The organism is Micromonospora solifontis, assembly GCF_003725545.1.
GTDB classification, from domain to species: Bacteria; Actinomycetota; Actinomycetes; order Mycobacteriales; family Micromonosporaceae; genus Micromonospora; species Micromonospora solifontis.
The window spans coordinates 50,360-62,975 of the sequence record NZ_RJLN01000020.1 but is presented as its reverse complement, the minus strand read 5'-3'; the positions used below and the strand labels follow the sequence as shown (position 1 = coordinate 62,975).

General features: G+C 69.9%; 13 protein-coding genes, 4 tRNA genes and 1 pseudogene. 15 read left to right on the top strand and 3 right to left on the bottom strand.

The features are described from left to right. Positions 1 to 120: 120 nt before the first annotated feature. On the bottom strand, positions 121 to 684 hold the full coding sequence (locus EFE23_RS09945) for a TetR/AcrR family transcriptional regulator (protein WP_123240603.1): 564 nt from the start codon (positions 682 to 684) through the stop codon (positions 121 to 123). Positions 685 to 752: 68 nt separating this feature from the next. Here EFE23_RS09945 and EFE23_RS09940 point away from each other — a divergent pair, with 68 nt between their 5' ends. Beyond that, positions 753 to 1,229: a nuclear transport factor 2 family protein gene (locus tag EFE23_RS09940; RefSeq protein WP_123240602.1), complete on the top strand. Its 477-nt coding sequence runs from the start codon at positions 753 to 755 to the stop codon at positions 1,227 to 1,229. Between the two features lie 90 nt (positions 1,230 to 1,319). Beyond that, positions 1,320 to 1,535, top strand: coding sequence for a hypothetical protein (locus EFE23_RS09935; RefSeq protein WP_148058427.1), 216 nt, complete (start codon positions 1,320 to 1,322; stop codon positions 1,533 to 1,535). Positions 1,536 to 1,820: 285 nt separating this feature from the next. Here the strand turns inward: EFE23_RS09935 and EFE23_RS09930 are convergent, their stop codons facing one another. Further along, a complete protein-coding gene (locus tag EFE23_RS09930) occupies positions 1,821 to 2,315 on the bottom strand; it encodes a YajQ family cyclic di-GMP-binding protein (RefSeq protein WP_132180567.1) in 495 nt (164 codons plus the stop codon). Positions 2,316 to 2,463: 148 nt separating this feature from the next. On the opposite strand from EFE23_RS09930, the gene EFE23_RS09925 reads away from it, so the two are divergent. Continuing rightward, positions 2,464 to 2,547: transfer RNA gene (locus tag EFE23_RS09925), tRNA-Tyr, on the top strand. A gap of 465 nt (positions 2,548 to 3,012) precedes the next feature. On the opposite strand, the pseudogene EFE23_RS09920 reads toward EFE23_RS09925, so the two are convergent. Beyond that, a pseudogene (locus tag EFE23_RS09920) lies at positions 3,013 to 4,293 on the bottom strand (IS701 family transposase). 943 nt (positions 4,294 to 5,236) lie between these two features. Between EFE23_RS09920 and EFE23_RS09915 the strand changes: the two are divergent. From EFE23_RS09915 to rplA, 12 genes are all read left to right on the top strand, one after another. Beyond that, entirely contained in the window at positions 5,237 to 5,425 is a 189-nt protein-coding gene (locus EFE23_RS09915) for a hypothetical protein (RefSeq protein WP_123240600.1), read from the top strand. 68 nt (positions 5,426 to 5,493) lie between these two features. Continuing rightward, the gene (locus EFE23_RS09910; protein ID WP_123240599.1) at positions 5,494 to 8,022 is read left to right on the top strand and encodes a putative bifunctional diguanylate cyclase/phosphodiesterase; all 2,529 of its coding nucleotides are present in this window, start codon (positions 5,494 to 5,496) and stop codon (positions 8,020 to 8,022) included. 97 nt (positions 8,023 to 8,119) lie between these two features. Then, positions 8,120 to 8,192: transfer RNA gene (locus EFE23_RS09905), tRNA-Thr, on the top strand. 25 nt (positions 8,193 to 8,217) lie between these two features. Next, positions 8,218 to 8,290 (top strand) — tRNA-Met (locus EFE23_RS09900). Positions 8,291 to 8,421: 131 nt separating this feature from the next. After that, entirely contained in the window at positions 8,422 to 8,589 is a 168-nt protein-coding gene (gene rpmG / locus EFE23_RS09895) for a 50S ribosomal protein L33 (RefSeq protein WP_067301359.1), read from the top strand. 127 nt (positions 8,590 to 8,716) lie between these two features. Then, on the top strand, positions 8,717 to 9,163 hold the full coding sequence (locus EFE23_RS09890; RefSeq protein WP_123240598.1) for a MaoC family dehydratase N-terminal domain-containing protein: 447 nt from the start codon (positions 8,717 to 8,719) through the stop codon (positions 9,161 to 9,163). Between the two features lie 2 nt (positions 9,164 to 9,165). Then, positions 9,166 to 9,558: a MaoC family dehydratase gene (locus EFE23_RS09885; protein WP_123240597.1), complete on the top strand. Its 393-nt coding sequence runs from the start codon at positions 9,166 to 9,168 to the stop codon at positions 9,556 to 9,558. Between the two features lie 128 nt (positions 9,559 to 9,686). Further along, positions 9,687 to 9,759 (top strand) — tRNA-Trp (locus EFE23_RS09880). A 216-nt stretch (positions 9,760 to 9,975) separates the two neighbouring features. Next, on the top strand, positions 9,976 to 10,371 hold the full coding sequence (gene secE, locus EFE23_RS09875; protein WP_123240596.1) for a preprotein translocase subunit SecE: 396 nt from the start codon (positions 9,976 to 9,978) through the stop codon (positions 10,369 to 10,371). 35 nt (positions 10,372 to 10,406) lie between these two features. Then, positions 10,407 to 11,126 (top strand): transcription termination/antitermination protein NusG, encoded by a 720-nt coding sequence (nusG, locus tag EFE23_RS09870; RefSeq protein ID WP_123240595.1) that lies wholly within the window; start codon positions 10,407 to 10,409, stop codon positions 11,124 to 11,126. Positions 11,127 to 11,314: 188 nt separating this feature from the next. Beyond that, the gene (rplK, locus tag EFE23_RS09865; protein WP_073828960.1) at positions 11,315 to 11,746 is read left to right on the top strand and encodes a 50S ribosomal protein L11; all 432 of its coding nucleotides are present in this window, start codon (positions 11,315 to 11,317) and stop codon (positions 11,744 to 11,746) included. Between the two features lie 83 nt (positions 11,747 to 11,829). Further along, positions 11,830 to 12,546 carry a 50S ribosomal protein L1 gene (gene rplA, locus EFE23_RS09860; RefSeq protein ID WP_123240594.1) on the top strand — a complete coding sequence of 239 codons (717 nt, stop codon included), beginning with the start codon at positions 11,830 to 11,832 and terminating at the stop codon, positions 12,544 to 12,546. The last annotated feature ends 70 nt before the right edge of the window (positions 12,547 to 12,616 follow it).

The following is a 12,616-nucleotide window of genomic DNA, read 5'->3' as shown; positions in this document are numbered from 1 at the left end:
TTCTTCTCGAACCGGATCGGTTGTCTCGGCTCGATCCTGATCAGCGCGATCCTCACGGTGATCCTGCTGCTGATCTTCTCCCGCTGAGCGGGCCGGCCCCGTCGAGGGCCGGCCCGGGCGTCACGGTAATTGGCTGCTGGGGGGATAGCGCCCAGCGGCAAAACCAGCCAGGATGACGTCGATGGCGCGATCGAGCACCGCCGCTGGGGTCGGCGCGGCCGCGGTGGTCTGGGCCAAGCCCCGGATCAACAGGTAGATCTCCTCAACGCCCACGTCCGCCCGGACCGCGCCGACGGCTTGGGCGCGTCGTAGCGCCGTGTCGACGGCAGCCTTCAATTCGCCTGCCACCGTCACGACGGCCGGTGGCGCGTCGCCCAGCATCGAGGCCAAGGTGAGCTTGCTCGCGCCACGCTCGATCATCGCGCGGATCAGCGCGGAGAGCGCCGTCGTCGGGTCCGGCGCGACGGCTGCGGCCCGGGTCTGGTCGAGCAGGCCCGTGAAGTGCCGCACGAGCGCGGCCTCGATCAGCGCTTCCTTGGTCGGGAAGTGCCGGAAGACGGTGGCGATGCCTACGCCGGCCAGCCGCGCCACCTCCTCGGTGGATCCGGCCTCGCCCTGCGAGCCGAAGACGCGCTCAGCCGCAGCGAGGATCCGCTCACGGTTCTCCCGAGCATCCTGGCGCATGCGAACACTTTAACCGGAGTCTGGACTTCGATACGGTAAACGGAGTCCAGACTTCGTTAGGAGATCTCATGCGCACCCCCGAGGAAACTGTCCGCGCTGTAGCCGACGGCGTCTGCCGCCTGATGCGTGGAGGCCTCACCGCCACGGAGGAGGCGGCACAGATCGACCAACTGGCCGCCTGCTACGCCGAACACACTGACGTGCGCCACCCGTTCAACCCGCTCGGCGACACACCGCTGTGCAGCCGGGCGAGCGTGCGGGCGCACTTCGCCGCCGGTGGGCCGCCGGCCGGCGTGGAGCGCTACGACGTTGTCGACGACCACGTGTATGCGACACCGGACCCCGAGGTGGTGATCTTCGAATTCCGGTACGCCGGCGTGATTGACGGCCGGGCCTTCAACCTGCCCTGCATCTTCGTGGTTCGGGTCCGGGACGGCGAGATCGTCGAGTCTCGGGACTACGTCGACCATGTGGCTGCGGCCCGCGCGTTCGGCCGCCTGCCGGCCCTGGCCGCCGCTCTGAGCCCATCTCCGGGCGTGTCGTAACCCTCGATCGTGGACCGAGTGTCGGTGCCGCTCGCGTCCGACCGGGGACCGGGGATGGCTGGCAGTAGGTGGACGTGCTTCCATGACGGCATGACCGAGACCGGCGCGCGGCCGACTGCCAAGGAAGTCGCTCAGGTGGGAGCGTGGTTCCTGGTCTTCGGCTCGGGCGCCGTCATGCTCGAGGTTTGGGTGGGCGACTACCCGTTCAGAGGGAGCCCGGCGTCATGGGGCCTCGGGGAGACCTTCGCGGTGCTGGGGGGCGCGTTCCTCTGCTGCGCCGCGCTGCGTCGTCGACAGCGGCGGTGACCCGCATCCGGCCCGGGATCAGAAGAACCGGCGCCGGTGTCGCACGGACGGTCGGCCGAGGCGGGAGCCGGTCCGAGCCGCCGCCGGTCGACGCGCCCAGAACTTGCCAGCCAGGGGTCGAGGGGCGGACGACTTTGTTCGTCCCGGAGCAGGCCGGGCGCGATAGCCAGGCCGCCGCCAGGCCGTCGGCCGTCAGACACTAGTGACGGACGACGACCATTGGCGACGACACCTACCCAGGTCACAAAGGGTGACGAGCCGCCGGCCGGCTGGGCTGGCCGGGGCTTACCGGTAGTTGGTGAACTGCAGGGCGACGCCGAAGTCCTCGCCCTTGAGCAGCGCGATGACGGCCTGCAGGTCGTCCTTCTTCTTGCCAGTGACCCGGAGCTGGTCGCCCTGGATCTGCGCCTGAACGCCCTTCGGGCCCTCGTCCCGGATCTTCTTGCTGATCGCCTTGGCCTTGTCCGAGTCGATGCCCTGGATCACCTTGGCGTCGATCTTGAAGATCTTGCCCGACGAGCGCGGGTCCCCGGCGTCCAGCGACTTGAGCGAGATGTTCCGCTTGACCAGCTTCTCCTTGAAGACCTCCAGGGCGGCCCGGACCCGCTCCTCGGTCTCCGCCTGGAGGCTGATCGCCTCCTCGCCCGACCAGGAGATCTCGGCGCCGGTGCCGCGGAAGTCGAACCGCGTCGCGAGCTCCTTCTCCGCCTGGCGGAGGGCGTTGTCGACCTCCTGCCGGTCGACCTTGCTCACGATGTCGAAGGACGGGTTCGCTGCCATGCTCATGCTCCTGCTGTCCGGCGGTCTGTCCTGTTCCGTCCCCCGCTGACCAGCGGTGGGACCCCCTGACGGTACCCGGTTGCGGCGGGCCGGGGGGCAACCGCTATCCTTGCTTCCGCTGCCGTGTTCCGACGCGGTGGAGCGCCCTGGCGGGTTGCCCGAGCGGCCAATGGGAGCGGACTGTAAATCCGTCGCGAAAGCTACAGAGGTTCGAATCCTCTACCCGCCACCAGGCAACGACAAGGCCTCTGAACTGCGAAAACGTGGTTCAGGGGCCTTCGTCGTTTCCTGCGATAATTGACCGCTGCTGTCCCTCATCCTCTGGCCGATCGGGCACGTAGCGGGCACGTCCTGGAGCTGTGGCACGGCCCAGACGGGAGCTGGTTGGTGACGCGAGACGAACTTCTGAGCGCGCTTGTTGATGACGTACCGGCGCATCGCGCGTGCCGGCAGGCTTTGCTTCAGGGCGCTGAGTTTGTCGTCTGGGATGAGGGGATACCGGCGTCGCACCTGGAGTCGATCTATCGGCGCCGCGAGGGGCACACCCGTAGAACAGGCCAACGGACGATCGGGCTGCGGGAGGCCGTGGAGCAACTTCGAGAGCGCGGGCCGGAACTCGTACGGCTGGGCAAGGTGACAGTGAGAGATCCGCCCTGGGCGTACATGCTGTTTCTAGTACGGCAGCCGCCTTTCGGGATCATGCCTGAAGTTCGAGGTTGAGGCGGCGTGTGTAGTGGGATCGTCGGGCTCGGGCTTGATGCCGGCGTCGCCATTGTGACCAGCGCAAACGGTGGGTGAGGTCGCTGATCGGGCGGATGATGTAGGCGTTGATCAGTCGGCGGACCTCGTTGACCGTGAGCTTGATTAGCCCGGCGTCGGGCGGGTCGTGGTGGGCGGCGTCGGCGGCGCAGATCGCCAGGACGGCGAGGGCGGCCAGGGCGAGGGTGGTGAACCGGTGCCAGGAGTCCCAGCGGCGGACCTGGTGCTGGTCGAGGCCGACCTGGCTCTTGGCGGCCTGGAAGCTCTCTTCGACGGTCCAGCGGATCCCGGCGACCCGCACGAGTTGGGCGAGGGTGGCCGGTTTCGGGGTCCAGCAGCGGTAGAAGGCCAACTCGCCGGTGGTGGTGTTGCGGCGGATCAGCAGGCTGTGCCGGCCTGCGTCGTCGGGGTCGGCGTCGGTGCACACGTCGTCCAGCCAGGCCCAGTCGTAGACGCGTGGGCCCTTCGACCCGTCGCCGGCTGAGCGGCGCTGCCACGCCGATGCCGGCAGGTCGGCGGCTACCCGGTCGGCGCGAACTCTGGTCTTGCCGCCGTCGAGTGGGATCAGATGGCTGCAGGACACCGCAAGCACGTAGCCGAGCCCGTGTTCGCGCAGGCCAGCGCGGAAGGCGGCGCTGTTGCCGTATGCCTCGTCCGCGGCCGCCTATCCCGCCGGCACGCCAGCGTCGATCGCGGCGGTGATCATGTCCGCGGCCAGGTCCGGTTTGGTCGCGAACTCGATCTCGTCGGGCACCCCGGCGGCCTGGCACCGCTGGCGGTTGTCGGTCCACGACGCCGGCAGATACACGCGTCGGTCGATCAGGGTGTGCCCGCCCGCGCCGGCGTAGCCCAAAAACACCCCGACCTGGCTGTTCTCGATCCGCCCGGCGGTGCCGGTGTACTGGCGCTGCACCCCTACCGTGTGGGTGCCCTTCTTCAGGTCACCGGTCTCGTCGACCACCAGGACCGCGTCCGGGCCGCCGAACCGGCCGGTGATCAGCTGGCGCAGGTCATCGCGGACGGCGTCGGCGTCCCACACCGCCCGATACAACAACCTCTGCATCGCATCCGGCCGGGCGTGTCCGGCCTGCTCCGCCAGCTGCCAGCACGTCTTCACCTCAAGATCGGACAGCAGCCCCGTCACGAACGCCGCCGCCGCACGACGCGGCTCCACCCGCCCAAACCGACCCGCGAAGCACCCGAGCACCCCGGCCAGCACACGTTCCCATCGACCAACGGCTACGCTGTGGCACGCGGCCACCGCAAGATCTGAAGTTATGTCCACAACATACAGACGATCACGCGGTGGCCGCCCCGCGTCCAGCCCCTCTGAGCAGCGACATCTCAAACGGCGGCTGCCGTACTAGCCTTGGACCGGCCGCACGTGATCGGGTGCACTGGGGTCGAGCGCGATTAGAGGCCGGGCGGCACCGTCAGTTTGGAAAAGCGTGCTCAACCGGTCGTGATGCCCGAAACGCCTGCTGCGAACGGCCGACCCGACCACGTCTCGTGCCCGCTCGTGATCGCTGGGCGGTGTGGCTACTGGCCCGTGGGTGGCCCGCCAGACTTCCGGGCAACTCAGCCCGACGAGGGGATCCGCGGCGGCATCTCTGAGTGAGGAGGGCCGGGGTTCGGGGCAGAGCCCCGAGGTCTTCAGGATCGTGCGTCCCCTCAGCGTGGCCGGCCGGCCCGGCCGATGCCGGCCGGAGATCGCCAGCAGGCCGGGACCGGCCCACGCTCGTCTGCTCGGGTTGCCGCATCTCGGGGTCTCGCGGCTGCCGGATCCCGCGACCTGCCGCATGCCGGGTCGACCGTGCCGGACGTGGCGGGGCCGGCCCGCCGCGCCGGGGACCGTTGCCGCGAAGTGGCGCGAATATGACGCACCGGGCGCTCTGGTTTTCCTCGCCGGTCCATGTATGGTGGCCTATGGCTGGGCATGTTGGGTGATGCCCGGCGCGTTCCCGTCATGCTCGGGAGGCGCCACGGGGAGGGGACCCCGCCGAGACTGTGATCGGTTTGCGGGTTAGGTCGGAATCCGCAGTGGACGAACGAGCGCGCCCGGTCCAGGTGGCCCTGATCTGGCCAGGCGTGCCGAGCTGGGTGGGCCGAACGGTGAAACCTGCGCGCCGGCGGTTCAGCGAGTCCTTCCTCTGCTTTGCTGGATGCTGGCCCTGTGGCACGATCGTGAGGTCTCCACCATCTCCGTGACACCTCTGACAGGAGCAATCATGTCTGGTCGTAGGTTGGGCCGACTGCTTGGCTCGCTCCTCCTCTTTGTCGCCCTGGCCGGCGTCGCCGTCGTCGACTCGGGCATGACCGATCTCCGCCTGGCGGACCTCATCTGGATGTGAGCGTCGTCCGGGGGCGACCGCCGTGAGTTGACGGCCGGCCCCCGGACACGTGCTGGACAGGGAGCGGGATGAGCGGGCGCGACAAGCCGAGACGTCGGTCCTCGGAGGACGCCTGGATCATCACCGCTCCTCTGGTGCTTCTCGCGGTGACCTGCGCGACGGTCACCGGGTTGATCACCGACCGGCCCTTCGGCGGTTGGGCACCGGCAGCCCTGCTGCTGGTCGTCATGCTGCTCGCCAGCGGGCCGGTGGTCGGCGTGGTGATCCGCCGCCAGTCGTTGGGCATGACCCTCACGGATCTGCCGCTGGTGCTGGCGTTCTACTTCCTGCCGCCGCTCGCCGTCGTGCTCATCTACACCCTGTCGTCGCTGGTCACCCACCTGCGGCACCGGATGGCGGCGCCGAAGCTCTGGTTCAACGTCGCCCGTGCCGCCGCGGGCACCTCGCTGGGTGCCCTGGTGCTGCACGCCCTGCCGCCGGCCGACGGGGTCGCTCCCTACACCTGGCTCGGGCTCTGCCTCGCGATCAGCATGGTGATCCTGGTCAGCGTCACCTCGATCGCCGCGGTCCAGACCCTGCTCGTCGGCTGGCCGGCCGGCCGCGAGACCATCCGTGCGCTGCCCTCGGTCGCGCTCACCACCGGCATCAACGTCTCGGCCGGGCTGATCGTGCTCATGCTGCTGAACGAGTCGTGGTGGTCGCTGGCGCCGCTCGCGGCGCTGGCCGCCGGGCTCGTGGTGGTCTACCGGTCGTACGCCGAGTTCTTCCAGCAGCACCGCACCCTCACCGGGATGTACGAGCTGAGCCGGGCGATCTCCGCCAGCGGCCAGGACGGCACCCTCGCCGACGCCCTGCTCGGCCGGGTCCGTGCCCTGCTCCAGGCCGAGTACGCCACCCTCTGGCTGCCCGCCCAGGGCCGGCACCCGGAGACCCTGCTCACCGCCCGGGTGGACGACCCCGGGCTGCTCGACACCGCGCCCACTCCGCCGGAGCTGCGGCAGAAGGCTGTCGACACGGCCCGCCCGATCACCGTCGGCCGCGGCGTCAGCAGCGACCCGGAGTTCCGCGAACGGCTGGCCGAGCACGGCGTGAAGGACACCGTGGTGGTGCCGCTCCGCTCCGGCCGGGTGGTGATCGGCACGCTCGAGGTGACCAACCGGCTGGGCGACCCGCTGCACTTCACCCAGCGCGACGTGGCGGTCTTCGAGACCGTGGCGGCGCACGCCGCCGTCGCCCTGGAGAACTCGCGGCTGGTCGACCGGTTGCGGCACGACGCGGAGCACGACGCGCTGACCCGGCTGCCCAACCGGCGGCGGCTGACCGCGGCGGTGGCCGAGGCGGTGAAGATCCGGGCGCCGGGCGAGGTCGTGGCGCTGCTGCTGTTCGACGTCGACCGGCTGCGCCAGGTCAACGAGTCGCTCGGCCACGCGGCCGGTGACAAGGTGCTCGTCGAGGTCGCCGAGCGGCTGCGCGCCTGCGCGCCCTCCTCGGCCCTGGTCGGCCGGGCCGGCGGCGACGAGTTCCTGGTCACCCTGCGGCTGGAGAGCACCGAGGCGGCGCTCGAGCTGGCCGGCCAGTTGCGCGAGCAGATCCGCGACGAGATGGTCTTCGACGCGCTCACCCTGGACGTCGACACCGCCGTCGGCGTGGCCGTCCACCCGGATCACGGCAGTGACGCGTTGGCCCTGCTGCAGCGGGTCGACCTGGCCACCACGGCCGCCAAGTCGGTCCCCGGCAGCGTCCAGCTCTACAGCCCGGCGCTGGAGTCCCGCTCGCTGCGCCGGCTGGGCCTCGCCGGCGACCTGCGCCGGGCCTTGGACGACGGCGAGCTGGAGGTCTACTTCCAGCCCAAGGTGACGCTGCGGGACCGCCGCCTGGTCGGGGTGGAGTGCCTGGCCCGGTGGGAGCACCCGGCGCACGGCACGGTGGCCCCGGACGACTTCGTCGCGGTGGCCGAGCACACCGGCCAGCTGGGCCGGCTCACCGAGTTCGTGCTCCGGGAGAGCCTGCGGCGCAGCCGGGACTGGCAGCAGGGCGGGCAGCCGCTGGCCGTCTCGGTCAACCTCGCCGCTCGTACCCTGACCGACCAGCATTTCCCCTCGCTGGTCGGGGAACTGCTCGACGAGTACGGTGTGCCGCCGCAGCGGCTCACCCTGGAGATCACCGAAGCCGGTGTCCTCGACGGCACCGAACGCCCGATCCCGACCCTGCGGCGCCTCCGCGACCTCGGTGTCCGGCTGTCCGTGGACGATTTCGGCACCGGGAACTCCTCCCTGGCCCAGTTGCGCCGGCTGCCGGTGCACGAGGTGAAGGTCGACCGCTCGTTCGTGCAGGGCATGGCGACCGATCCGGGCGACCTGGCGATCGTGAACGCCGTGGTGACCCTCTCCCAGCAGTTCGGCCTCGCCGTGGTGGCCGAGGGCGTGGAGAGTGAGCTGACCCTGGAGTTGCTGCAGGACATCGGCTGCGAGATCGGCCAGGGGTTCCTGTTCAGCCGGCCGCTGCCGTACGAGCGGCTGGAGGCGTGGTTCGCCGCCCAGGTCGACCCCGAGCCGGTCCCCGCCGGCGAGCTGCCACGCCTACGGGTTGTCCCCTGAGCTGCGTAGACGCGGCAAGGGGGGATCCGATTTCACCTCGGCGACGGGGTCGTGTACTGTTTCCCCTGCGCGGCACCCCAACGGGGTGATCGGGTAGGCCCCCTTAGCTCAGTCGGCAGAGCGTCTCCATGGTAAGGAGAAGGTCTACGGTTCGATTCCGTAAGGGGGCTCAAAGGGTCCGGCTGGACCCGCCACGGCGGTGTAGCTCAGATGGCAGAGCAAGCGGCTCATAATCGCTGTGTCGCCGGTTCAAGTCCGGCCACCGCTACTCTCGTCCTCCGGGTCCACCCGGTGGTCGGTGGGATGGGCGCCACAGGCGCCCACTTTGCATGTCTGCGCCGTCAGCGCGTAGGCTGATGCGCCGTAGTTGTTACCCGTTAGCGAGGAAGGCACTCCGCCGTGGCGAAGGCGACCGATGTCCGGCCGAAGATCACTTTGGCGTGTGTGGAGTGCAAGGAGCGCAACTACATCACGCGCAAGAACCGTCGTAACGACCCGGACCGCATCGAGCTGAAGAAGTTCTGCCCCCGGGACGGCAAGCACACGATCCACCGCGAGACCCGCTGACCCACGGCCGGCCCTGCCGGCCCCGGGTCCACCCGGCTCTTCCCGAACGCCGATCCGCACGGACGGCGGCCCCGCGCCGCCCGTCCCGTACGGGTCGGCGTTCGCGTTCTGCGTGTAGGTTCGCGGCATGTCCCTGGACCCGTCCTTTGTCGGCCGGACCTATCCGCCGACCGCCCCCTACCAGGTGGGCCGAGAAAAGATCCGCGAGTTCGCCACCGCCATCGGCGCCACCGACCCGGCCTACCACGACCCGGAGGCGGCCCGGGCGCTCGGGCACCCCGACGTGATCGCCCCGCCGACCTTCCCGGTGGTCGTCACCATGGCCGCCAGCCGGCAGATCATCGAGGATCCCGCGCTCGGCGTGGACTACAGCCGGGTGGTGCACGGCGACCAGCGCTTCGCGTACACCCGGCCGGTGGCCGCCGGTGACGAGCTGGTCTGCGTCAACACCATCGAAGAGGTCACCACCCGGGGCGGGCACGGCTTCCTGACCACGCGCACCGACGTGAGCACCGCCGCCGGCGAGCAGGTGGTCGCCGTCTGGTCCAAGATCGTCGTACGCGGGGAGGCCTGACCATGGAACTGCCCACCCAGACCTTCCGGGTGACCCGGGCGGACCTGGTCCGCTACGCGGGCGCCTCGGGCGACTTCAACCCGATCCACTGGAGCGACCGGACCGCCACCAAGGTGGGCCTGCCCGGGGTCATCGCCCACGGCATGTTCACCATGGCGCTGGTCGGCCGGGCGGTCACCGCCTGGGCTGGCGCGCCGGACGCGGTGGTCGACTTCGGGGTCCGGTTCACCCGGCCGGTGGTCGTCCCGGACACCGACGAGGGCACCGAGATCGAGGTCTCCGCAGTGGTCAAGGAGGTCACCGAGGACGGCCTGACCAGGCTCGACGTGACCGCGACGTGCCTCGGCGAGAAGGTGCTGTCGCAGGCCCGGGCGACCGTCCGGATGGCTCGCTGAGGGATCCGCCGACGCGCGAGGGGCGGACCGGTTGGGAAAGTCGCACGACTACCCGTACACTGGTCCGCCGTGGGGCAAGTGACCCCTGCCTGGCACCGCGTGCTCGGGTGGGGTGAGCGTTGCCGCACAGGGGTGTAGCTCAATTGGCAGAGCAGCGGTCTCCAAAACCGCAGGCTGCAGGTTCAAGTCCTGTCACCCCTGCGCCTCAGGCCTGACCGTTCCGTGGGTCGCGCCGCCCGTACGGCGGCGTCCGGCCCGTGGTGGTGGCACCGGCGGGGTGGTTCCGAGGCACTCGGGGCCCTTCCGGTCGGTCCGCCGGCCGCGGCCCGTCGCGGGACGGTTGGTCCGGCCGGCGTGACCACACGCCGCGTACGCCAATCATCGGCGTGCGACCCGATATCCCGCACGGAGGGCGAAGTGGCCGAGAGCAAGCGGCGCGGCGAGGACGCCGGCGACGAGCGTCTGGAAGAGGACGCGATCGTCGACGACGTGGCCGACGACGACGCCACCAACGCGGAGGATGAGCCGGTCTCCCGGGGCGGCACCGCCACCCGCAAGCGGGCCCGCGCGGAGTCGACCGAGGGTCGCAAGACCCGGAAGGACACCGAGCGGATCGGGCTCTTCGCCCGCATCGCGCGGTTCTTCCGCGAGGTTGTGGCCGAACTGCGTAAGGTCATCTGGCCGACCCGCAAGGAGCTGCTGACCTACACGGCCGTGGTGGTCACCTTCGTCGCGGTGATGCTGGCGATCGTGGCCGGCCTGGACTACGGCTTCGCGAAGGCGGTGCTGTTCGTCTTCGGCGGCAAGAGCTGACAGGCCTACAGCGATAGTGACGGAAGTGAGCGAGCGTGCCTGAGTACGACGAGACCGCCGAGACCCCGGACGAGCAGTCCACGGTGGCGACGGCGGCCAACGAGGAGTCGGTCGAGGCCGCCAGCGAGCCGGAATTCCCGACCACCGAGCCGGCGGACGAGGAGTTCGACCCGGTCGCCGAGCTGCGCCAGAAGCTGCGCTACGCCCCCGGCGACTGGTACGTGGTGCACTCGTACGCCGGTTACGAGAACAAGGTCAAGACCAACCTCGAGACCCGGATCACCTCCCTCGACATGGAGGACTTCATCTACCAGGTCGAGGTGCCGACCCGGGAAGAGGTCGAGGTCAAGAACGGCAAGCGGTCGCAGGTCCAGGCGAAGGTCTTCCCGGGCTACATCCTGGTCCGGATGGAGCTGACCGCCGAGTCCTACTCCTGCGTCCGGAACACCCCGGGGGTCACCGGCTTCGTCGGGGCGACCGACCGGGCCGACCGCCCGGCGCCGCTGAGCCTCGACGAGGTGCTCAAGTGGCTGGCCCCGGCGGTCGAGGCCGTGGAGAAGAAGGCGAAGCCCGAGGTCAAGGTTCTCGACTTCGAGGTCGGCGACTCGGTCACCGTCACCGACGGCGCTTTCGCCTCGCTGCCGGCGACGATCAGCGAGATCAACGCCGACCAGCAGAAGCTCAAGGTGCTGGTCTCGATCTTCGGCCGGGAGACCCCGGTCGAGCTCAACTTCAACCAGGTCGCCAAGATCTGACGTACGTCACGCACCGGCGGTGGGGCCAGCCGGCCCGCCGCCGGTGTGTCGTTTTCGTCGCCCGCCGGACCTCGGCGGCGGAGGCGGCGGAAGCCTGCGCTACCCTAGAACGTCGGCTGTCCGCACCGCGCTGACCGTGCGCGCCCGCGGACCGGCGAAAATCCCAGTTCCAAGCCCCAGGAAGAGACATGCCTCCGAAGAAGAAGCTCGTCAAGACGTTCACGCTTCAGCTGCCGGCGGGCCAGGCGACCCCGGCGCCGCCGGTCGGTCCCGCGCTCGGCCAGCACGGCGTGAACATCATGGAGTTCTGCAAGTCCTACAACGCGCAGACCGAGTCGCAGCGGGGCGACATCGTCCCCGCCGAGATCAGCGTCTACGAGGACCGCACCTTCACCTTCGTGCTGAAGACCCCGCCCGCCGCCCGGCTGCTGATCAAGGCTGCCGGCGTGCAGAAGGGCTCGGGCGTCCCGCACAAGGAGAAGGTCGGCTCGGTGACCCGTGCCCAGCTCCGCGAGATCGCCGAGAAGAAGATGGCGGACCTCAACGCCAACGACATCGAGCAGGCTGAGAAGATCATCGCCGGCACCGCCCGGTCGATGGGCCTGACCGTCGCCGACTGACCTCGGTCAGCGCGCCACCCGATCAGTTCGTGGGAGGGCCGCGAGCGTCGCGAGCCCGCCATAGACCACAGGAGTAACCAGAAATGCAGCGCAGCAAGAGCTACCGCAAGGCCGCCGAGGTCATCGACCGGTCGAAGCTCTACTCTCCCGCCGAGGCCGTCAAGCTGGCCAAGGAGACCACCAACGTCAAGTTCGACGCCACGGTCGAGGTCGCGATGCGCCTCGGCGTCGACCCCCGCAAGGCGGACCAGATGGTCCGTGGCACGGTCAACCTGCCGCACGGCACCGGTAAGACCGCCCGCGTGATCGTGTTCGCCGCCGGCGCCAAGGCCGAGGAGGCCGCCGCCGCGGGTGCGGACGAGGTGGGCACCGACGAGCTGGTCGCCCGTATCCAGGGCGGTTGGCTGGACTTCGACGCGGCGATCGCCACCCCGGACCAGATGGCCAAGATCGGCCGGATCGCGCGGATCCTGGGCCCGCGCGGCCTGATGCCGAACCCGAAGACCGGCACGGTGACCATGGACGTCGCCAAGGCCGTCTCGGACATCAAGGGCGGTAAGATCACCTTCCGGGTGGACAAGCACTCCAACCTCCACCTGATCATCGGCAAGGCCTCGTTCTCCGAGTCGCAGCTGATCGACAACTACGCCGCGGTGCTGGACGAGGTGCTGCGCTCCAAGCCATCCGCGGCCAAGGGCACGTACCTGAAGAAGGTCACCCTCACCACCACCATGGGCCCGGGCGTCCCGGTCGACCCGAAGCTGGTGAAGAACCTGAGCGAGGCTCCGGCCGAGGCCTGAGCACGACTGCCCTGACGGGGCCCCGCCACCTCGAGGTGGCGGGGCCCCGTTCGTCTGTCCGGTGTGGCAG